20 protein-coding genes are annotated in these 20,818 nt (G+C 39.2%); 16 read left to right on the forward strand and 4 right to left on the reverse strand.

The genetic code is table 11. From position 1 onward, the window contains the following. Window positions 1-32 precede the first annotated feature (32 nt). Both MUB24_RS03690 and MUB24_RS03695 read left to right on the forward strand, forming a co-directional pair. Window positions 33-908: a LysR family transcriptional regulator gene (locus MUB24_RS03690; protein ID WP_244701400.1), complete on the forward strand. Its 876-nt coding sequence runs from the start codon at window positions 33-35 to the stop codon at window positions 906-908. Window positions 909-1,296: 388 nt separating this feature from the next. Beyond that, window positions 1,297-1,965 (forward strand): HAD family hydrolase, encoded by a 669-nt coding sequence (locus MUB24_RS03695; RefSeq protein WP_244701402.1) that lies wholly within the window; start codon window positions 1,297-1,299, stop codon window positions 1,963-1,965. Between the two features lie 68 nt (window positions 1,966-2,033). Here MUB24_RS03695 and MUB24_RS03700 read toward each other — a convergent pair whose 3' ends face one another. Then, on the reverse strand, window positions 2,034-2,444 hold the full coding sequence (locus MUB24_RS03700; protein WP_244701405.1) for a nucleotidyltransferase substrate binding protein: 411 nt from the start codon (window positions 2,442-2,444) through the stop codon (window positions 2,034-2,036). After that, the gene (locus MUB24_RS03705) at window positions 2,419-2,745 is read right to left on the reverse strand and encodes a nucleotidyltransferase domain-containing protein (protein WP_244701408.1); all 327 of its coding nucleotides are present in this window, start codon (window positions 2,743-2,745) and stop codon (window positions 2,419-2,421) included. The genes MUB24_RS03700 and MUB24_RS03705 overlap by 26 nt, the downstream gene beginning before the upstream one ends. Window positions 2,746-2,999: 254 nt before the next feature. Here MUB24_RS03705 and MUB24_RS03710 point away from each other — a divergent pair, with 254 nt between their 5' ends. From MUB24_RS03710 to MUB24_RS03720, 3 genes are all read left to right on the forward strand, one after another. Next, a complete protein-coding gene (locus MUB24_RS03710) occupies window positions 3,000-3,590 on the forward strand; it encodes a nucleotidyltransferase family protein (RefSeq protein ID WP_244701410.1) in 591 nt (196 codons plus the stop codon). A 62-nt stretch (window positions 3,591-3,652) separates the two neighbouring features. Then, window positions 3,653-3,934 carry an HI0074 family nucleotidyltransferase substrate-binding subunit gene (locus MUB24_RS03715; RefSeq protein ID WP_244701413.1) on the forward strand — a complete coding sequence of 94 codons (282 nt, stop codon included), beginning with the start codon at window positions 3,653-3,655 and terminating at the stop codon, window positions 3,932-3,934. Further along, window positions 3,915-4,226: a nucleotidyltransferase family protein gene (locus tag MUB24_RS03720; protein ID WP_244701416.1), complete on the forward strand. Its 312-nt coding sequence runs from the start codon at window positions 3,915-3,917 to the stop codon at window positions 4,224-4,226. Before MUB24_RS03715 ends, MUB24_RS03720 begins: the two co-directional genes overlap by 20 nt. 136 nt (window positions 4,227-4,362) lie before the next feature. Here the strand turns inward: MUB24_RS03720 and MUB24_RS23425 are convergent, their stop codons facing one another. Further along, entirely contained in the window at window positions 4,363-4,899 is a 537-nt protein-coding gene (locus tag MUB24_RS23425) for a DUF6241 domain-containing protein (protein WP_244701419.1), read from the reverse strand. Window positions 4,900-5,085: 186 nt separating this feature from the next. Here MUB24_RS23425 and MUB24_RS03730 point away from each other — a divergent pair, with 186 nt between their 5' ends. The 7 genes from MUB24_RS03730 (at window position 5,086) to MUB24_RS03760 (ending at window position 15,307) form a co-directional block, all read left to right on the forward strand. Further along, window positions 5,086-5,805, forward strand: coding sequence for a YebC/PmpR family DNA-binding transcriptional regulator (locus tag MUB24_RS03730; RefSeq protein ID WP_244701421.1), 720 nt, complete (start codon window positions 5,086-5,088; stop codon window positions 5,803-5,805). Between the two features lie 327 nt (window positions 5,806-6,132). Beyond that, window positions 6,133-7,380 carry a GTPase gene (locus tag MUB24_RS03735; protein WP_244701423.1) on the forward strand — a complete coding sequence of 416 codons (1,248 nt, stop codon included), beginning with the start codon at window positions 6,133-6,135 and terminating at the stop codon, window positions 7,378-7,380. A 129-nt stretch (window positions 7,381-7,509) separates the two neighbouring features. Next, complete coding sequence (locus MUB24_RS03740; protein WP_244701426.1) at window positions 7,510-8,688, forward strand: GntR family transcriptional regulator; 1,179 nt, start codon at window positions 7,510-7,512, stop codon at window positions 8,686-8,688. A 430-nt stretch (window positions 8,689-9,118) separates the two neighbouring features. Then, window positions 9,119-11,311 carry a hypothetical protein gene (locus MUB24_RS03745; RefSeq protein WP_244701429.1) on the forward strand — a complete coding sequence of 731 codons (2,193 nt, stop codon included), beginning with the start codon at window positions 9,119-9,121 and terminating at the stop codon, window positions 11,309-11,311. 202 nt (window positions 11,312-11,513) lie between these two features. Next, entirely contained in the window at window positions 11,514-13,514 is a 2,001-nt protein-coding gene (locus tag MUB24_RS03750; protein WP_244701432.1) for a glutaminase family protein, read from the forward strand. A gap of 514 nt (window positions 13,515-14,028) precedes the next feature. Beyond that, window positions 14,029-14,700: an RluA family pseudouridine synthase gene (locus MUB24_RS03755; RefSeq protein ID WP_244701435.1), complete on the forward strand. Its 672-nt coding sequence runs from the start codon at window positions 14,029-14,031 to the stop codon at window positions 14,698-14,700. A gap of 184 nt (window positions 14,701-14,884) precedes the next feature. Then, complete coding sequence (locus tag MUB24_RS03760) at window positions 14,885-15,307, forward strand: YugN family protein (protein WP_244701438.1); 423 nt, start codon at window positions 14,885-14,887, stop codon at window positions 15,305-15,307. Between the two features lie 121 nt (window positions 15,308-15,428). On the opposite strand, the gene MUB24_RS03765 is transcribed toward MUB24_RS03760, so the two are convergent. Beyond that, window positions 15,429-16,316 (reverse strand): M15 family metallopeptidase, encoded by an 888-nt coding sequence (locus MUB24_RS03765; protein WP_244701441.1) that lies wholly within the window; start codon window positions 16,314-16,316, stop codon window positions 15,429-15,431. Between the two features lie 164 nt (window positions 16,317-16,480). Between MUB24_RS03765 and MUB24_RS03770 the strand changes: the two genes are divergently transcribed. From MUB24_RS03770 to MUB24_RS03785, 4 genes are all read left to right on the forward strand, one after another. Further along, window positions 16,481-17,452, forward strand: a complete 972-nt coding sequence (locus MUB24_RS03770; RefSeq protein WP_313898421.1) for a LacI family DNA-binding transcriptional regulator — start codon at window positions 16,481-16,483, stop codon at window positions 17,450-17,452. A 225-nt stretch (window positions 17,453-17,677) separates the two neighbouring features. Continuing rightward, a complete protein-coding gene (locus MUB24_RS03775) occupies window positions 17,678-18,928 on the forward strand; it encodes an ABC transporter substrate-binding protein (protein WP_244701444.1) in 1,251 nt (416 codons plus the stop codon). A gap of 133 nt (window positions 18,929-19,061) precedes the next feature. Further along, entirely contained in the window at window positions 19,062-19,937 is an 876-nt protein-coding gene (locus tag MUB24_RS03780) for a carbohydrate ABC transporter permease (RefSeq protein WP_244701716.1), read from the forward strand. Next, complete coding sequence (locus tag MUB24_RS03785) at window positions 19,937-20,773, forward strand: carbohydrate ABC transporter permease (protein WP_244701446.1); 837 nt, start codon at window positions 19,937-19,939, stop codon at window positions 20,771-20,773. The genes MUB24_RS03780 and MUB24_RS03785 overlap by 1 nt, the downstream gene beginning before the upstream one ends. Window positions 20,774-20,818: the final 45 nt, after the last annotated feature.

Raw genomic sequence — 20,818 nt, forward strand, 5'->3', positions numbered from 1 at the left:
TGATAACGAAGTGTTATTGGGGTTGAACGGAATTGGAGATAAAATGGCTTAAAACCTTTTTAGTTGCCGCACAATTTGAAAACTTTAGAAAAGCCTCTGAGAAACTTTTCTTAACCCAACCAGCGGTTTCCAAACATATCAGACAGTTGGAGAAAAATCTTAATATCCCTTTGTTTAAAAGAGAAGGAAAGGCAGTCAGCCTTACAGCAGCAGGGCTTAAATTCCTCCCCATTGCGAGAGAATGGATGGCGATTTTTGAACAAAGGATGGATGAATTTGAATCATGGAAACAAGGATATCATCGTAAACTCACCATTACGGTCGCTCCACAAATTGCTTCTTCCTTCTTGCCAGCTATACTCCGTACGTTTATGGGGCAACACCCAGACATAGAGGTCATGATTAATATTATGAAGTCATATGATATCGGTGGGGAAATAAGCACGGGAAGGGCCGATTTAGGATTAACGAGAATTCAACCGGTCCAGGCAAATATCCAAACTGAACTGATACATGAAGAGAGGGTGATGTTGGTAGGGAGTCCGTTTATGCACAGGAACGGGAGCATAGACGAGGAGATAGTCTTAACTACCTATCGGTTGATGACCGATAACCATCCGGATTATTGGAATGATCTTTTGCCAAGAATAAAAAGTTTTTATCCAGCCGTACAAACAATGCCAGTAAATCAAGTGGAAGGGACAAAGCGTTTTATCGAGGAAGGACTTGGCGTGTCCTATTTGCCGATTTCGATGGTAAAAGAGGAAATAGAGTCTGGGAAATTAATAGAGATTCCATCCATTTATATTCAACCGCCTATTTCCAAAACATTTCTCATCGTAAAAGTGGCCACAGAGGAGGCACAATTATTTTCCCGCTTTTTAAAAGAGGCGATAGCAAGTCAGTAGTTCGGTTTTCGTAGAATGTCTGGTTCCTCGGGTATGAATTGCTGAAGTTTGAGAGTAGATTGCTGAACTTTGGAGAGAAATGCTGAACTTTGAGAGAGAATTGCTGATCTTTCGATGTGGATTGCTGAACTTCGGGTATGAAATGCTGAACTTCCGGCTTGAATTGCTGAACTCCTCTCTACTTCTTGGATTCGACAAGTTTAGATAAATAATTGCAGTATGATTGAACTTACCTCGCTTGCTGGCCAATCGACTTTAAGGAGACTGCTACTTTGGAACTTTTGTTTGAGTTGTAGTAACAATCTCCTTGTTGTCGGCCTAATACATATAAACGCTCTTTAAAAGAGAATTCGGAATGATAAGAGGAATGAAAGGGAGGATTTTCTTTATGGTGAAAGCAGTTATATTTGATTTAGATGGTACGTTGCTGAATCGTGATGCATCCGTACAAAAATTCATCGGGTATCAATATGAACGATTACGCGAATACTTAAGGCATATTCCAAAAGAAAAATATATATCAAGATTCATAGAATTGGATTGTCATGGGTATGTATGGAAGGACAAAGTGTATCAACAAATGGTCCAAGAGTTCTCCATTCAAAAGATGTCTTGGCAGGATTTGCTATCAGATTACGTGGAGGAGTTTCAATATTCTTGCGTCGGATTCCCAAATTTGATCCAAATGCTTACACAATTGCAAGGAGTGGTGTCACTTGGAATCATCACGAACGGAAAAGGAATATTCCAAATGGACAATATAAAAGCTTTAAAAATCGACCCCTATTTTAGTTCCATCCTTATTTCGGAATGGGAAGGAATGAGTAAGCCCAATCCTGAGCTTTTCCAAAAGGCTGCTCTCGACTTAGGGGTGTCTGTTAGGGAATGTATTTATATAGGTGACCATCCCATTAACGATATAAAAGGAGCCGAAGCTGTAGGGATGAAAACCATTTGGAAAAAGAATCCTTTTTGGGATAAGGTTGAAACCGATTATGTAATTGAGGATTTATCTGAAATCCCCCATTATGTTAGCACTAATATTCAATGGAGGTAAAGGCTAGGAATTTAGGAAAATAATACCTCTCGCTTTTGCAATGAATCCAGGCAGAACTAACGCCACTCTCATTGGATTTTAGCAATTTCTTTTTCTGCTTTCTCACATAATTCCATTAACCGGTTCGTATATACATCTCGAATTTTGTCATAAATTAATTTGGCTTCTACTTCATCGTATAAATGTGACGTTTTATTTCGATCGACCATCATATCAATCCATTGCTCTCCGTCTGATATAAGTCGATTTGCGAAAGCCTCACGAATCGTTGCCCTTGGACTTCTTAATTCAGTTACTCCATAATACTCCAAGAGCATTTTCATCAATTTCCAGCTTAGCTCAAAAGTAAACTCAAACCGCTGAATCACTCCATCAATAACAATATCGTATTCAATCTCCAGTTCTGTCGCTTCCTTAAGTCTCATGCAGGCTTGCTTATAATCCTCAAGCTTCTCATAAAGCCGTTCCTTGCTGCTCATATAAAACAACCCCCTCTCGTTGAATATTAGCCAATAATTCAGCCTTTTTTAGCCGATCCACAAATACAATATCCATTTTTAGGTGAGTAGGCATCTCCTGTATGTTTGCTTCAATTATATTTTGCTTCGTATGTGATACATTTTTGGCAGTGTAAATAGCTAAGTCGATATCTGATGTCGTATTAAAATCGCCTCGTGCCCTTGATCCATATAAAATAACCTTCTCGATCCGCTTATCCATCAGACAATAGGCAAGCAATTCATCCAAAAATCGCTGGGGCACATTCACTTCTAATGACATTTTATCCACCGCCAACTTGCGTGTTTTCCTCATTATACCATTACAGAAGAAAAAACGTAAAATACAGCACAAAGATAACAAATATTAGATATATGCTCAGAAGGAATACTTTAATGCGATCTTTCAAATGGATAAAATACATAATCAATTGCATTTCCAAAGGGCATTTTTCGCCGATAGTATTGGTTCCGAAATAATCGTCATTAAAATGTGCCTGTGATACTATTATGAGGAATGAGAAAGGAGAGAAAAAAATGCTAGAAACGGAGGGAGACATCATACAATGTATTCAGGAAGACGAGTGGATGATGAACATACTAAAAACAGTCCAAACCCTAGAATTGCCTGATTGGTGGATTTGCGCTGGATTTGTCCGCTCCAAAATATGGGATGTATTGCATGATTTCTCTGTTCGCACCCCGCTTCCAGACATCGATGTGATTTTTTTCGATTCAGTCCATGCAAGTGAACGAATTGAAAAGGAATATGAAAAACATCTTGTTTCCATATCTCCCCATATCCCTTGGTCGGTGAAAAACCAGGCGAGAATGCATTCCTTAAACGACATGCCACCATATTCTTCAAGTATAGATGGGGTTGCAAAATTCCCAGAAACTGTTACAGCGTTGGCGGTAACATTGAACAAGTGTGAGCATGTAATGTTAGCCGCTCCGTGGGGCGTAAGGGATGTGCTGAAAATGGAAGTAAGACCAACAAAGTATTATTCGCGAATTAGAAAAGCAGTCTATAACCGACGGATAGCTGCAAAAAAATGGTCAGAAACCTGGCCAAAATTGAAGGTTTTTGATGCGGACGGAAAGCTACGCCACACCAATAGAAAATAAAGGAAAGACCGTTCATATAAAAGAGGTGAGTACAAAGGAGATTCGATTATTAGTCCCGGAAGATGTGGAAATCTATTTTAAAATGGTTGCTTGAGGATGAAGGTATTGAAACCAAAACCCGTAAAGAGGCTCTTAAACAGGCATATGTTGCAGAATGGCTCCAAGATGAAAAGATCTGGCTTCAAATGTTGCGTGACAGAAATGAAACATCCCATGTGTATAGTGAGGAAAAAGCAAAAGATATATACGAAAATATCATGGATTATTATCCTGAAATGTTGCATACTTTTTTGTTCTTAAAGCAGAAATACTTAGGTGATGGGAATGAATCCTCTGATGATTAGTCAAAGAATAAAGGACCAGTTATGTACAATAGGGAAAAAGATAAATACCATTAACAAAATCATTCTTTTTGGTTCAAGAGCAATTGGGAATCATAAGGAAAAATCGGATATCGATTTAGCTTTTATTGCACCTAATATGACAAAAGAAGAGTGGACGAAACTCACCTTCACGATTGAAGAAGAATTAGATACACTGCTTTTTCTGGACTTAATCAAGTTTGAGGATGCTCCTGACGAGTTAAAAAAGGAAATTGAGGAATATGGCAAAGTAATCTATTTTAGATCCAAGTGAGTGAAATAATAGGAGAAAAAGAGAATTTTATTAGAAAAGAATAATCAGACCCCCAGTCGGAGGCAGCCTTTCCGCTATAGTTAGAAGGGGAGTAATCGATTTCACCAATAAAATTGATTACTCCTTCTACAAAGGTTCATTGTTGTTCTTCTGTTTCTTGTAAAAAGGCCTCCTCTTCCTCTGGGCTCAAAATGCCTGTTGCTTTTCCGATTGTCCCTCCTTGTAATTGCCAGATCGCATTATGGTCTTGGTCCACTTTGGAAAAATCTCCGTCCTTCCATCTCTCTAAAATATCCCTGTAGACACTTTCATTTTTTAAATTTACTTGATTTAGGCCCTGTAATAACCAGTCGATTCTCTCAGGAGTAATTTCATAAAATCCCCATTTTTCATCTGCTTTCACTTTTTGATGGGACATTTTATGAATGTAATTTCGATAATCCGAATCGGTTAACTCCTCTTGTGTACTTTTTTGCCCAAAAGGATTGGGTGTTTCTGCTCCCTCCTCCACATCATTCTCTTCAGCGGCTGTTACAGCATGAACCTCTGTTTCTTTCTTATCTTTATGTGCCTCTTCTGGTGATTTTGGAGAATCTGTGAATACAAGAATAAAAAAGATCCCCACTAGCACAACGATAAATCCTATTAAGGACCATACAATCTTTTTATACACGAAAGAAGACCTCCTTTAAAAACCAAAATCTGTTCACATATTAGGATGATTTTTAATCATACAGTATTTCTTTTTATATTCGTGATAAATCATGATTTACCTGCAAAATATTAATACTCGAAAAATGCGGGCTCTAGCGTTATAATACTATAGTTAAGTATCCAAAGTCGAAAGAGAGTGTTACGGATGGGACGTAAATGGAATAATATTAAAGAAAAAAAAGCGTTAAAAGATAAAAACACGAGTCGTATTTATGCGAAATTTGGCCGCGAAATTTATGTGGCAGCCAAACAAGGTGAACCAGATCCAGACGCGAATCAGGCTTTAAAAGTCGTCTTAGAAAGAGCGAAGACCTATAATGTACCGAAGGCGATTATTGACCGGGCGATCGAAAAAGCAAAAGGAGGTTCAGATGAAAGTTACTCTGAGCTTCGTTATGAAGGCTTCGGTCCAAACGGCTCGATGATCATTGTCGATGCGCTTACTAATAATGTGAACCGGACAGCTTCTGAAGTTCGAGCAGCCTTTGGTAAAAATGGCGGCAATATGGGGGTGAGCGGTTCTGTTGCCTATATGTTTGAGGCAACCGCTGTTTTTGGCATCGAAGGTAAAACAGCGGATGAGGTACTAGAAATATTAATGGAAGCTGATGTCGATGTCCGTGATATAATCGAAGAAGAAGACACGGTGATCGTCTATGCGGAGCCTGATCAATTTCATGCCGTACAAGAAGCACTAGAACAAGCGGGGATCACAGAATTCTCTATCGCCGAACTAACGATGATTGCTCAAAATGAAGTGACCTTGCCAGAAGAAGACCAAACCCAGTTTGAAAAATTGGTGGATGTATTAGAAGATTTGGAAGATGTTCAGCAGGTGTATCATAATGTTGATTTGGGTGATTAAAGCCATCTAAAACCAATCCTTCAAATAGAGGGATTGGCTAATTATATTTTTGGCAAAATATGGCAAGGGGACAGCGCTTCCTCAATGCCTGTAAAAATTCTTCCTTCTGCTTTGGCGTTAAAAATATCAGTGAGTGCGCAACGGCTATTAGTGAACTTCTGCCCCCCGTAACTCGGCAACGGAGTAAAAGTTCAGCAACCAACCCCAGTATTCTTTCACCACATGAATATATCAGCAATTTTCGCTGTCATTAGACAAAAATCGCTTTATAGGAGATAATTTTCATATAAATACGTTACTTTATCCCGATTGCGGAGGTGCTGCAAGATGAATGATCAGCAGGATTCCCAAAATAAAAGGCAAATAGAGGATCTCATAAAATCGATATATGAGGCTTTGACGAAAGCTAAAATTCCAGGAAAAGTGAAAAAGAAGATCCAAGTAGAACTGGATTCATTAAAGGCTTTTACATTGGATGCACGGCCTGCCCGGTTTGCGATCGTCGGCAGAAGAGGGGCCGGTAAATCAAGTCTGATTAACGCAGTTTTTGGCGAAAAAAGAGCAGAGATTGGCGATGTGAAAGCACGAACTGGCGCTGGGAAATGGCATCGATATCAGTCTGATTCTGGAGCTCTCGAAATATTAGATACAAGGGGCTTAGGAGAAGCAGATGATCCGGAGGAAGCCTTTTCAAAAGGGACTGCTTTAGAAGAAGTACAAGCCTCTATTAAGGAAAAATGCCCCGATGCGATTTTGTTTTTGAGTAAAGCAAAAGAAGTGAGCTCACGAATTGATGAAGATATACAGCAACTATTGGAGTTAAAAAAGACAATTCAGGAAGTCCATGAATTTGATGTGCCGATTATTGGGGTGGTCACACAAGTGGATGAATTAAGTCCAAAATCAGCGGACAAGCCGCCATTTGATCATCCAGTCAAACAGGAAAATATTCTTGAGGCGACACAAGTATTAGAAACGAAATTGCGAGAGACTGTTTCCAATCCCGTTAAAGTCATCCCTGTATCGGCCTATATGGAATTTGATCATGACGCGATTGTATATGATATTCGTTGGAATATTGATCGATTGTTGGATTATCTGATTGAGAAGCTGCCCAATGAAGCACAAATGGTACTGGCGAAATTATCGAAAATAAAATCAGTGCAAAAGAAAGTAGCCCGTAGATTGGGAAAGAGCATAGCCGGTATAACAGGAGCAATAGGGGCAAGCCCCATCCCGGGACCTGATCTCCCGATTATTACTGGCTTACAAACAACGATGATTGCTTCCATCGCTTTAATTTCTGGACAAAAGCTTGGGAAAAAATCTGTCGTCGAATTTATGGGCGCTATGGGAGTGAATGTTGCAACTGGAATGGTTTTACGCCAAGTGGCAAGACAATTAGTAAAATTTATCCCTGTTGCTGGTAGTGTCATTTCCGGAGTTATTGCAACTGCAGGCACCTATGCCTTATGTGAAGCAGCGATCGCCTATTTTATTGAAGGGAAATCAATCGAACGAGTGAAGGAAACCTATGAGCATGAATTTGAGGAGCAAAAAAAGAACGAGAAGTAGAAAGTGGGGACAACTGTTTAAGGTTGTCCTGTTTTCATGCGATAGGTAAAAAATAACCGCGACTTTTAAACATCATAATGATATATTTAATATAATACCTAATGAATAAGTAAAGAGGAGTTTTGGATCATGTCACGTCATATAAGAGAGCCGTTGTATTTACAAATTAAAGAGCACTTTAAACAGTTAATAACTTCTAAACAGTTGAATGCTCACGATCAAATTCCACCGGAGCGGGAGATTATGGAGGATTTTAATGTGAGTCGGATTACGGTTACGAATGCTTTAACAGAATTGGTACAAGAAGGGTGGATTTATCGAATACCTGGAAAAGGCAGCTATGTAAAGGAAATGGATAAGTTTCCTTCAAGTGATCAATCGAATGTGGAAGAAAAATCTTTACAAATGGAAGAGGCAGAGAGGTCCGCTAGTCGAGACACAAAGCGAAAACTAATTGGTCTTATCATGCCCACCATTGTAGATTCTTTTGCAGTAAGGTTAATAAATGGCATTCAAAGTGAATTACAAAAAACGGAGTATTCCATTGTGATTATGCTTAGCAATAATTCTAAAAAAACAGAACAGACTGCAATAAGAGAATTATTAAGAATGGGAGTGGCTGGTTTACTTATCTTTCCTGTTGATGCAGAAACATATAACGATGATATTTTGGAATTAAAAGTTAGGAATTTTCCTTTTGTGTTAGTGGATCGTTATTTACCAGGGGTAGAGACAAATTATGTAAATTCTGACAATGTAACAGGGACAATGTTGGCTGTATCTCATTTATGGGACTTGGGGCACCGGGATATTGTCATTTGTGCTGACTCACCAAGGTCCACTATTACGATAGAAGACAGAATAAAAGGATACATGAATGCTCTTAGAGAAAGAGGAGCGATGATTAATCCGTCCTTTATTTTAACTGATTTCACAGTGGATTACCATGACTTAGAGGAGGACGGCCTTTTCCATCAACTTCTAATGAATGGCGCGGCCACTGCCTATATCACCTTAAATGCAAAGCTTGGTCTCTATCTTTCTAAATTGGCGGAACATTTGAACGTGAAAATTCCTGATGACATTTCGATTGTCACGTTCGATAATCCTCACTTTGATGATGAATTAGGTGACTTCACGCATATTTTTCAATCAGAAAATACAATCGGCAAGGAGGCAGCAACCATATTACTCCAATTGTTGAAGGAGGATCAGAATGATGGTGCCTGCTATGAAAAAAGGATTATTCCACCAAAACTTGTTGTCAACGGGTCAACTGGTCCCGCACCAATGAACGAAAATCAATGACCATTATTTTTTTGTTATTGACATAAACGTATGGTTGGATATAATAATATAGAAATTGTACGATGATTTTAAAATTTTTATATATGGATTCATACGCAGTGATCTTCGAGAGATTTTCATCCTCAGATGCCTCAATTCTAACAGTATGGGATTCTATTAGAAATAGGTTTGAAAACGCTATTGCGGTTATGAATATTGATATTTTGAGGTGGAAATCGAACAAGGAGTGCATTTTGAGGTTGTACGTGGAGACCAGTATTTTGACCTTGTTCGTTAAGCGAATGGGTTACCACGTAAATAATAGATTGGCTTGAATACCAAGAGAAAATCATCAGCTTCGCATTCTTCTGACGTCAAGCGAACGCATAGTAAATACGAAGGGGGATCCATTGGGATAAGCGGCTCCCCCTTAAAAATTAGGAGGGTGAAAATGACAAAAGGAAATCGTAATGAAGAAAGAACGGGATTTCAGGAAGTTGCGGCATATCAACCTTCCTACGATTTACAGACAGACTTTGTCATGGTTTACGGAATTGATGAGTCTATGCCAGAGCGGATTAAAGAATGGAAAGATAAAGGGTATGTTGTCCATTTAATGACCGGTGTAGCTTGGGGAGAATACAAAGAATATTTATATGGAGAAGTTGATGGGAGGAATCATTGGGACGAAGCCCAAAAAAATAAAAAAGGAGACCATATTAGCCATGGTGTCGATGTTCCATACATGGTGCCGACGGTTTCCTATACGAACTTTCTGACAACCCGGATTAAACAGGCTGTTGATGCCGGTGTCGAGGCCATTCATTTGGAAGAACCTGAATTCTGGGTGGATGGTGGCTATTCGGAAGCATTTAAACGGGAGTGGCAAATTTATTATAAAGAGCCATGGATGCCACCACATCAATCGGTAGACGCCCAATACCGGGCCTCACAGTTGAAAGCATATTTATATACGCGCAGTTTAGATCGCTTATGTAGTGAATTGAAGGAGTATGCATTAGTAAAATATAATCGTTTTCTACGCTTTTATGTGCCAACCCATAGTCTCATCAACTATACGCAATGGCGGATTGTCAGTCCTGAATCAAAGTTAATTGATTTACCGGCGGTGGACGGTTATATCGCACAAATCTGGACGGGAACCTCGAGAACTCAAAATGTATATGAAGGAGTCCGTAAAGAGAGAACATTTGAAACCGCCTTTTTAGAATATGGAATGATGCAGGAGCTTGTTAGTGGGACAGACCGAAGAATGTGGTTTTTACATGATCCGATTGAGGATAATGCTAGATATACTTGGTCAGACTATCGAAAAAACTATTTCAAGACCGTAGTGGCTTCCCTTTTACACCCAGAAATCGCCCATTATGAAGTTTCTCCATGGCCAAGGAGGATTTTTGAAGGGACTTATCCCAGTGAAGATGGGACCACGCGAGAAAGAATTCCGAAAGATTACGCTACGACCCTCCTTACAGTGATGCATACATTGGGAAATATGGATCAGGAGGATATCCGGATTGACGGAAGACATGAAAAAATCGGTGTGCTTGTGTCAGATTCCACGATGTATCAAAGGAAAAATTTTGCCATTGAAGGGAATGAAACCGACTCTCGTTATGACGGAACAAATCCTGTGGCCATTTCCAAAGTAGAGGAAATGGATTTACTAAACTTTTCCCATTTTTATGGACTGGCATTGCCACTTTTAAAAAGAGGATTCTGGGTAAGGCCTGTTCAGTTGGATAATATCCGCCGCTTTTCTAATTACTTAAAGGATTATAGATTGTTGGTTTTAAGTTACGAATTTTTAAAGCCGGAATATCCTGATCTACATAATGCCATCGCCCAATGGGTAAAAGAGGGCGGCATTCTGATTTATGTTGGGGATGATAGCGATCCATACCATGAAGTAAGGGAATGGTGGAATAATCGGAAACAAAAATATCATTCGCCAAGAGAACATCTTTTTGAAAGTCTAGGATTTTCTCGTGAGACGAAGCAAGGTCTATATGAAGTAGAAAAAGGGATCGTTGGTTATTTAAATATTTCTCCGAATAAATGTGCTGAAAGTAAAAAAGATGCAGATTTATTAAGGGAAACGGTAAAAAATAGTTTGGAAATGGCTGATGCTACTTTTAAATGGGAAGAAAACAATTACTTCATGTTACAAAGAGGACCTTATCGAGTGGCGGCTGTTTTGGATGAATCCGTACATACAAAACCGCTTGAATTGGATGGAAGATTTGTTGATTTATTTGACCCGCAATTAAAGGTGAGACAGAAAATGTCTTTACAGCCGAATGATAACGCGTTTCTATATGATTTAGACTATCATCCATTTGATGAGGAAGTAGTGGTGATTGCTTCATCTTCAAGAGTGGAGGACCTTACACAGCATCCATCAGGCTTTGAGATGGTGGTGAAAGGCCCGGAAAAAATGGCTTCGGTGGCACGTGTGTATTGTCCGAAAAAACCACGTGAAGCAAAACTTTTTACTGGAAGTAGGAGTGAAGCAATCAAATGGGAGTGGGATGAAGCGACAAAAACTGTGTTATTAAACTATGTTCATAACACTGATCTTGTCACAAAGGTGCAAGTCAAGTGGAAATCCAAATCTGTATAAACAATGGGTGATTTAGTTGATCGCCTAGAGAGGGGGCGAATGAAAGCTCATAGCACTATTTTAAAGCTATCGCTTGCTATGAGCTAATCCAAGCAGGATTGAGAGTTTTGTCCGTCTGAATTGAGCATAGAATCCATATTTAGGAAAAAATTTAGGCATCCAATGCTGAATTGCATATTAAAATTTATAGGAGCTGAAAGCAATGTCTCAGAAATTAAGACCCCCTTCCGTACCATTAGTGACGAATGACCCTTATTTGAGCATCTGGTCAGCAGTAGACCATTTATACGATGACCATACTTGCCATTGGACAAATAAGCGTAATAGTATGGTAGGAATCATTTTAATCGATGGTAAGCCAAGAAGATTTATGGGAAAAGTAGAGTTGGTTGAGGCGAGACCATATGAAGAGCCTCCAAGTTTGGAGCAGAAAAGTTTACAAGTTGATCCATTAACAAGTACGTACACATTTGCCGGTGATGGAATTGAACTCGAAGTAAGCTTTATGACACCATTACTCCTTGATGATTTGGATCTATTGTCAAGACCTGCTTCTTATGTTACTTTCCGTGTTCGTTCGGTTGATGGGAAGCCGCATGATGTGAAAATATATTTTGATATATCTGGTGAATGTTGTGTGAACACACCCGACCAAGAAGTGATTTGGTCACGCGAAATCATCAATGACCAAATTGTCAGCCTGCGTATGGGCACAGAGGCGCAGCCAATTTTACAAAGGGTTGGCGATGACACGAGAATAGATTGGGGCTACTTTTATTTAGCAGCTAAAGGGACAAGTGACCTTAAGACCGTGATTCATTCATATAATGCTAGAAAAAGATTTGTAGAGACGGGGCAATTGCCTGAGAGCGATGATGAACAACAACCGCGGTCTCTCGTTGATAATCCTCCGGTTATGGCCGTTGTGTTGGGACTCGGGGAGATAAATGAAGATTGGGCTTCGGACTATTTGGTTTTGGCATACGATGATATTCACTCCATTGAATATTTCGGGAAACCTCTGGATGCCTATTGGCGCAGGAATGGTATGACGTTTGCAGACATGCTTGTTTTGGCTGTAGAACAATATGATGAAATTCAAGAGAAGTGTGATACATTCCATTCTCAACTGATCAACGAGAGTAAAGATGCGGGTGGGGAAAAATATCAAGATATTCTCTCATTAGCCTATCGTCAAGCGATTGCCGCACATAAATTGGTTTGTGATGAAAATGGAGATATTTTATTTTTTTCAAAAGAAAATTTCAGTAATGGCTGTATCGCGACAGTGGATGTCAGTTATCCGTCGATTCCGCTTTTTCTACATTATAATCCTGAATTAGTGAAGGGAATGATGCGGCCAATTTTCCGCTATGCGGGAAGTCCAGATTGGAAATTTGACTTTGCTCCCCACGATGTCGGAACTTACCCGAAAGCAAATGGACAAGTGTACGGTGAAAATAAATTAGAATTTCAAATGCCGATTGAAGAATGCGGGAATATGCTCATCATGGCTGCAGCTGTCAGCCTCTATGAAGAGGATGCTAGTTTTGCCAAGGCGCATTGGGGACTTTTAAGCAAATGGGCCAACTATCTGTTGGAAAACGGGCTTGATCCGGAGAATCAATTGTGCACAGATGATTTTGCCGGGCATTTAGCGCATAATGCCAATCTGTCGATTAAAGCGATTATGGGAATTGGTGCGTATTCAATTATGTGCAAAATGCTAAATGACTCGGTAGCGGAAACGAAATATTTAATGTCTGCGAAAGAAATGGCTTCAAAATGGGAAGGTATGGCACGTGTACAAGACCATTCGAAACTAACTTTTGATAGTGAATCTGATACCTGGAGTCTCAAGTATAATCTTGTCTGGGATCATCTTTTTGGTCTCCACCTTTTTTCAGACGAGCTAAAAGCAAAGGAACTTTCATTTTACCGCACTAAACAGAACCAATACGGAACCCCGCTTGACAATCGAAATACGTATACGAAAGCGGATTGGTTTGTTTGGAGTGCATCTATGGCAGAATCGAAGGAGGACTTCGAGAAAATGATTGCGCCTCTATGGGATTTTTTAAATGAATCTTCTAGTAGAGTACCTTTGACAGATTGGTATGACACGGTTACAGGGAAGCAGAGCGGGTTTCAAAATCGCTCCGTAGTAGGGGGATTATTTATTCAATTGCTGAATCGTAAATAAAATCATTTGTTAGTAGATACAAACATCCATACAAAGGCGATTTTTCAATTCAACCTATGAGTGGAAAATCGCCTTTTTCAACGTGCTTGTAATGCGAACAGCAATATTCCCGAAGCCAATCATTGCTTTCCTTTTATACTCTTCATGAATGTGCGGAAGACAGCGTTCAATACTGTGTCTTCCCTTTAGCTACAGACCCAAATAGGTAAACTGAAAATCTTCGTTTCATACATTCAATTATTTTCCGTTGCATGTTGTTCATTGCATATCCCTCTAAAAAGACATAATCGGTTATACTATATTATAGACAAAAAGTTTCATAAATGAACATAGAGTGTTGGTGCTGTGGCCGTGCCCGAAATGGTGTTCAGAGTAACAAACCGGTCACGACCAGCCATTGATCGTGACTAAAATTATCGAAAAAGCCCAAAGCAGTCATAACTATTGGAGTAAGGAGAAAGCCACACACAAAGAATTAGAAATATAAGATACAAAAGAGGAGCCTTGAATTATATTGGACATTCCCATTTTATACGAAGATAATCATCTACTTGCCGTTGAAAAGCCAGTGAATATTCCCGTACAAGCGGATCAAACCGGCGATCTAGATTTGTTGTCAATCTTAAAAGAAGATATTAAAGTGCGCTATCAGAAGCCAGGTAATGTGTATTTAGGTCTTGTACACCGACTGGATCGACCTGTTGGTGGTGTGATGGTATTGGCGAAAACGTCGAAGGCCGCATCAAGATTATCGGAGGTAATTCGAAGACAGGCTTTTAATAAAAAATACTTAGCTGTTGTCAGAGGAACTCCAAAGGAAAAGCAGGCAAAATTGGAACATACCTTATGGAAGGACCGACAAAAAAACCAGGTGTATGTCGTGCCTGCTGATCATCCTCAGGGAAAAAAGGCGGTGCTAGAATACAAAGTAGTTGGCGAGGAAAAAGATATGAGCCTTTTACAGATTCGGCTTCATACAGGCCGTCCCCATCAAATTCGGGTTCAACTTTCCCATATCGGCTGCCCATTACATGGGGATCAAAAGTATGGGCAAAAAATAAACAAGCCTGGTCAGCAAATAGCACTCTGGGCAGCCGAGCTACAGTTTGAACATCCAACGAAAAAGGATTGGATAAAGGTGACACAAGCACCACCAAAGACTTTTCCTTGGAAGCTGTTTGAGTGAAAGTCAAACATGGGTAAATAAAACGGGAGATCTTGATTACGCAGGATCTCCCGTTCCCCATTACTCCACCAACCCATAAAATTTCGTCTGACTAATGCCCTTCCCCTTCTTTTTCTGATATAGCATGTATATTTCTATAGGAATGGTCAAAAATATATCCAATATTATGCAGGAGTGGATGTAAATGATTGTATTGGATACAGAAATTGAAGGGAAAACGGCAAAGTTTGGTGAGATGATGGACCACTTATGTACAATGGGCTATTGTTTAGGAGGAAATTGGGATTACGATAAAGGGCATTTTGACTCTATTTTATGGCGTGAAGGCGGAGAAACCATTTATATGAGAATCCCCTTTCATGTAATAGATGGAATGCTTGATGAATATCATGCTCTTATTCGGTTTGAAAAACCTTATGTTATTAAGCATGTCGTCCATATCGGCCTAGACCGAGATGAAAACTCCTTACTAACCGCCACAGGGGTCAATCAATTTCAGGAACCAATGGATCGGGACGGAAACATTCATCGTCCTCAAAAATGGGAAGAAGTTGGAGAAGCAGCAATCCATGAGATATTGAATGGCGTCCCTCCAATATTTTCCTAAAAGATAGGAAAAATCGGAAGGTAGCAAAGATATTAACAACGGCTACCTCACCGATTTTCTGATCCGGCTCCTAGTATCTGACATCTAAAAGAACACATCAGGGCTTTTGGTAGATTCCTTATTACTCCTCATTCACAGGAATCGCCACATTATAATATTCTTCTAATGTGATATCTTTCTCATAAATTTCCTTTGCAATTTCATTTCCCACATAGCGAATATGCCATGGCTCGTACATATAACCTGTTAAGTTTTCCTTGCCCTTCGGATAGCGAATAATAAAACCATATTCATGGGCATGATTAGCGAGCCACTTCGCTTCTGCCGTATCTGCGAAACAGTCCTCGACTGCACATTCACCAGAAGAACCGGAAACATCAATCGCCAGTCCTGTTTGATGTTCGCTATGTCCTGGTCTGCCGCTATAACGATCCGCTTTCTCCTTGCCATCTTTTTTTACATAATTATTATAAAGCGTGGCCTGTGTTTCCTGTGAACGATAGCCGGAAGCTCCGGCCAAATAGATCCCGTCCTTTTCAGCAGCAGCAAACAACTTTTCCAAGGCTTTTGCTGCAACTTTACGAAGCTTTCGTTTTTCAATTTTCTCGGAAAAGATAAAGCGTACATCAGGATACACTAAGTCATCTGGTGCATACTGATCTGGTAATTTATATTGTTTGTTGACAAGTACAGTCACATCTTTTGGATCAGCGACTACTTGGATCGCCTTATCATGATACTTTGTTGGCTCCACTTTAGGAGCATTTGTATATTGATTTGTTTTTTCTGCACCTGTCTGATTTTCTGTATCTTGACTGTTATCCTTTATCGGATTCTCGTTTTCTTGACCAGTAGTTTCCGTTTTATCATTTGGATCGTTTGTTACGGGTGACGGCTCGCGCTTATGAATGTCCTTTCCTTCCGCTTGGAACAAATCACAGCCAGCGAGTATTCCTCCCGTAAAAAAAGATATGAAGGTGATAGATAGTAAGATTCGAAGTAATTTCATATTGTTTTCCCCCCAAGTCTTCATTTTAACTGTTTTATGAACCAAATTCCATCCTTTTCTGTAGGATGGACATGTGTAGAGTTTTACTAGAATCAAGTAAAATTTACAAAAACATAAAAATATGTTTAACTAAATAAAAAGGCGATTTAGATTGAGGGAACGAGGTGATAAAGTTGGTTGGTTTAAAGGATATTGCACAAGCGGCAGGTGTTTCTATTTCGACCGTTTCCAATGTGCTAAATGGAAGAAAAAATGTTGGCAAAGAAACAAGGGATCGAATTTTACAGTTATGTGAAGAGATGGGTTATCAACCCAATATCATGGGAAAAAGCCTAAAGAAAGGGCAAACAAATACGATTGTTTTCAATTTCAGTGATTTTGAACGCAGCTTCTATCTAAAAATTATTAAAGGAATTCATGATTACTTAACAGAAAATCATTTTGATTTGATCGTCTGTACGACAAATTCAAGTGAAAATTTTATGCGCGGCCATTTCACTCAAGGGGCGATCGTGCTCGATAGAAAGATGACAGATGCCTTTCTTGTTTCGACAGCAAGCAGTCAATTTCCAATCGTCGTAATGGATCGTATTATTGAAAACGAAAATATAAAAAGTGTGATCACAGAGAATTATAGTGTGATGTGTGAATTGACCCAAACACTGATTGACAAGGGTTTTCGCAAATTTGGTTATATTGGGGGGTATGAAAGTTCACTGGACCATCAAGAGAGATACCAAGCGTTTATTGATACTTTGACAATGAATCATATCCCTTTCCCAAGAACCAAATATTATCATGGAGATTTTTCAGAAAAGAGTGGTTACCGTGTCACCAATATTTTGATCTTAAGTAATGATCTCCCGGAAATTCTTGTTTGTGCAAATGATAATATGGCAATTGGTGCGATCAAGGCATTGCGGGAAAATAAGATTGAGGTCCCTAAGGATATTTCAGTGACGGGGTTTGATGATAGTAGTAATGCAGAGAATTTTGGGCTAACAACTGTGACGATCCCTCGCTATGAAAGTGGCTATATTGCAGCGAAGGAACTCGTAGAAATGATTCGAGGAGCAGGGAATCAAGAAGACTTTAAAATCACAGCGAAAATAAATTGGCGAGAGACAGTAAGGTAAAATAACTTGTTCAAAAGGCGAATCCATTGATTTGTCTCTTTTTTTCATTCAAAGGAAGTAAAAAAGAGTATGTTAATCAACAATTCGCATAAAATATAAAGGAAATTCAATAAAAGACAGCGATTACTTTTAAAAAATACAGTAAAATGATTGACTTTCTCTCTGTAAGCGGTAATATATGAGTATAACGTTTTACTAATCTTATTTTCATAAGGGGATGAAGAAATGCGAAAAGTTAATAAGGCATTTCCTTTTTTACTAGCCATGTTAATCGTTGCTTCCATAGCCTTGGCAGGGTGTGGTTCAGCAAAAGATGAAAATGGAAAAGGAAAAGGAAAGTCTGCTGAACCGACGGTTACCATATTCAACAGTAAGGTCGAAATCGTAGATCAGTTGGAAGCACTTGCGGAGGAATATACAAAGGAAACAGGCAAGAAGGTGGAAGTGCTGGGCGCTGCTGGCGACCAATATATGCAGCAACTGCAAACGAAACTAACTAGTAATCAAGGCCCATCCATTTTTAGTGCGAGTCCAGAAGATGCTATGAAGCTTAAATCTTATCTCTATGATTTGAGTAATGAAGATTATGTGAAGTATATTGCCCCAGATATGGAATTAAAAATAGATGATAAAATTGTTGGCGTTCCATATGGTGTGGAAGGATTCGGAATTGTTTACAACAAAGATATGGTAGACCCTAAAGATGTGACCGATTACGATTCTTTTGTGGACGCATTGAAAAAGTTTAAAGGCGAGGACATTAATGGTTTCGGACTGTCCCAAGAAGCTTATTTCTTGATCGGACATATTTTAAATACGCCCTTTGCTTTACAAGATGATCCGCTTGCCTTTATCGAAAAATTAAACAAGGGTGAGGTGAAGATGGCGGATACAAAGGAATTCCAAGATTTTGCCAAATTTATGGATGCCATTAAGGCGAATACGAAGAACCCTGTCGAAGTGACTTATGATGGTGAGATTGGTGACCTTGCTACCGGTAAAACAGCGATGATTCACCAAGGAAACTGGGCATATGGGATGTTCGAAGATTATGATTTAGACTTTGAATTAGGTATGATGCCTTTTCCACTGGAAGGAAATGATAAATTAGCTGTTGGAGTAGGGAATAACTGGGCCATTAATAACCAAAAGGACGAAGCAGAAATTAAAGCAGCGAGCGATTTCTTAAACTGGATGCTCACAAGTGATACAGGAAAACACTATATTGTCGATGAATTTGGCTTTATTCCGGCTATGACAAATATTGAGGCAAAAGAACTTGATCCATTATCACAGGCTGTGCTTGATGCTTCTAATAGTGGGGAAACCATCCCTTGGGCACATAGTTATTTCCCAGCAAATGTGGTTGTCAATGATCTTACTCCGGCAACACAAGAATATTTCTTATCAAAGGATATGACAGGTCAGCAATTCCTTGAGAATTTGGATGCTGCATGGGCAAACGGTGTGAAATAGAGGAAGCTTGTAAAAGACAAATTGAATACTCTGTAAACAAAAAAGGCCCTTCGTGAAATGTATGAAATCGCTTGTAGGAATACATTAGGCGATGGGCTTTCATTTTGCCGAAATGAAAGAAGGGATTGACTTGATTAAAAAAAGAAAAGATTGGGCTTGGTTTGCGCTATTTACGGTTCCGCTCCTGATCATTTTTGCGACAGTTGTCATCATTCCGTTTTTTATTGGAATTTATTATTCCTTTTTTGATTGGGATGGGATACCTTCCAATCCAAAGACTTTTGTAGGGTTTGGGAATTTCACCCAATTATTTGATGACCCACGTTTTCTTCAGTCTGCATGGAAAACAATTAAGTTTACCGTATTAGCACTCATTTCTGTCAATGTTTTAGGAATCACGTTTGCGTTATTGGTTACTACGAAGCTTCGAACCTCTAAGGCTGCGCGGACGATGATGTTCATGCCTAATTTGATCGGGGGATTAATTTTAGGATATATATGGCAATTTATTTTTACAGACGCTTTTAAAATTCTAGGAGAATCATCTGGTATGACAGGTGTCTTCTTTAACTGGCTTCTGCAACCGAACTATGCCCTTTATGCGATGGTCATTGTTTTTACATGGCAAATGGCAGGTTATACAATGATTATTTACTTAGCAGGTATTCAAGGAATTCCGAATGAATTAATTGAGGCTGCCCGTGTCGATGGGGCTAATTTCTGGCAAAGGCTCACAAAGGTTATTTTTCCATTATTAATGCCATCCTTCACAATTTCTTTATTCTTGACGCTTGCCAATGCGTTTAAGATCTACGATGTCAATTTATCGCTAACAAACGGGGGGCCTGTGAATGCCACGGAATTATTTGCGATGAACATATTTAATGAAATCTTCGGTTACAGCCATTACGGATACGGTCAAGCAAAAGCGATCATATTCTTTGTTGTTGTAGCGGCTATCACATTGACGCAAGTGTACATGACGAAGAAGAGAGAGGTGCAGATGTAATGAAAAAAACAAGTAAATTAGCTGCAGAGATCTTGCTTTTTCTACTTGCACTTGCCTTTTTATCGCCGATTTATATTATGCTCGTCAATTCTTTTAAGAACCGGGAAGAGTTATATAGTAATGCCCTTGCCTTCCCCTCCCAATTTAGTTTTCAATATTATGAAACAGCAATGGAAAAGATGAACTTTTTACTTGCCTTGAAAAATTCCTTATTTGTAACGATTGTTTCGATCATTTTTATTGTGATTTTTTCGTCCATGACGGCTTGGATGTTAGTAAGGACAAATCATAAGATTAGCAATATTATTTTTATGACCTTTGTAGCAACCATGCTGATTCCATTTCAAACCTTAATGATGCCTCTAATGGAATTCATGGGGATGATTCGTGATAACCTCAACATACCAATGTTGAACACGCATGGCGGGTTGATTTACATGAATATTGGCTTCCATGCTAGCTTATCTGTGTTTTTATATCACGGATTTATAAAATCGATTCCTGTTTCTTTGGAGGAAGCGGCCACCATTGATGGTTGCTCCAAATTTGGTGTTTTTTGGCGAATTGTTTTTCCAATGCTTAAGCCGATCACAGTAACGGTCATGATTTTGAATGTGATTAGCATTTGGAATGATTATCTATTGCCATCCTTGGCGCTATCAGATAAGGCACTGCGGACCATTCCGTTAACGACTTTTTATTTCTTTGGAGAGTTTACAATCCAATGGAATTTGGCTATGGCTGGATTAACGATGACAATCATTCCAGTTGTCATATTTTATGCTTTTTCTCAAAAGTACATTATTAAAGGGATTGGAGAAGGAGCAATTAAATAAGAGGGAAGACATGCGTGTAGTTGACAAAGCAAATAACTTTTTGAA

It is taken from the genome of Lederbergia sp. NSJ-179, assembly GCF_022867885.1.
GTDB lineage: Bacteria > Bacillota > Bacilli > Bacillales > Bacillaceae_C > Lederbergia.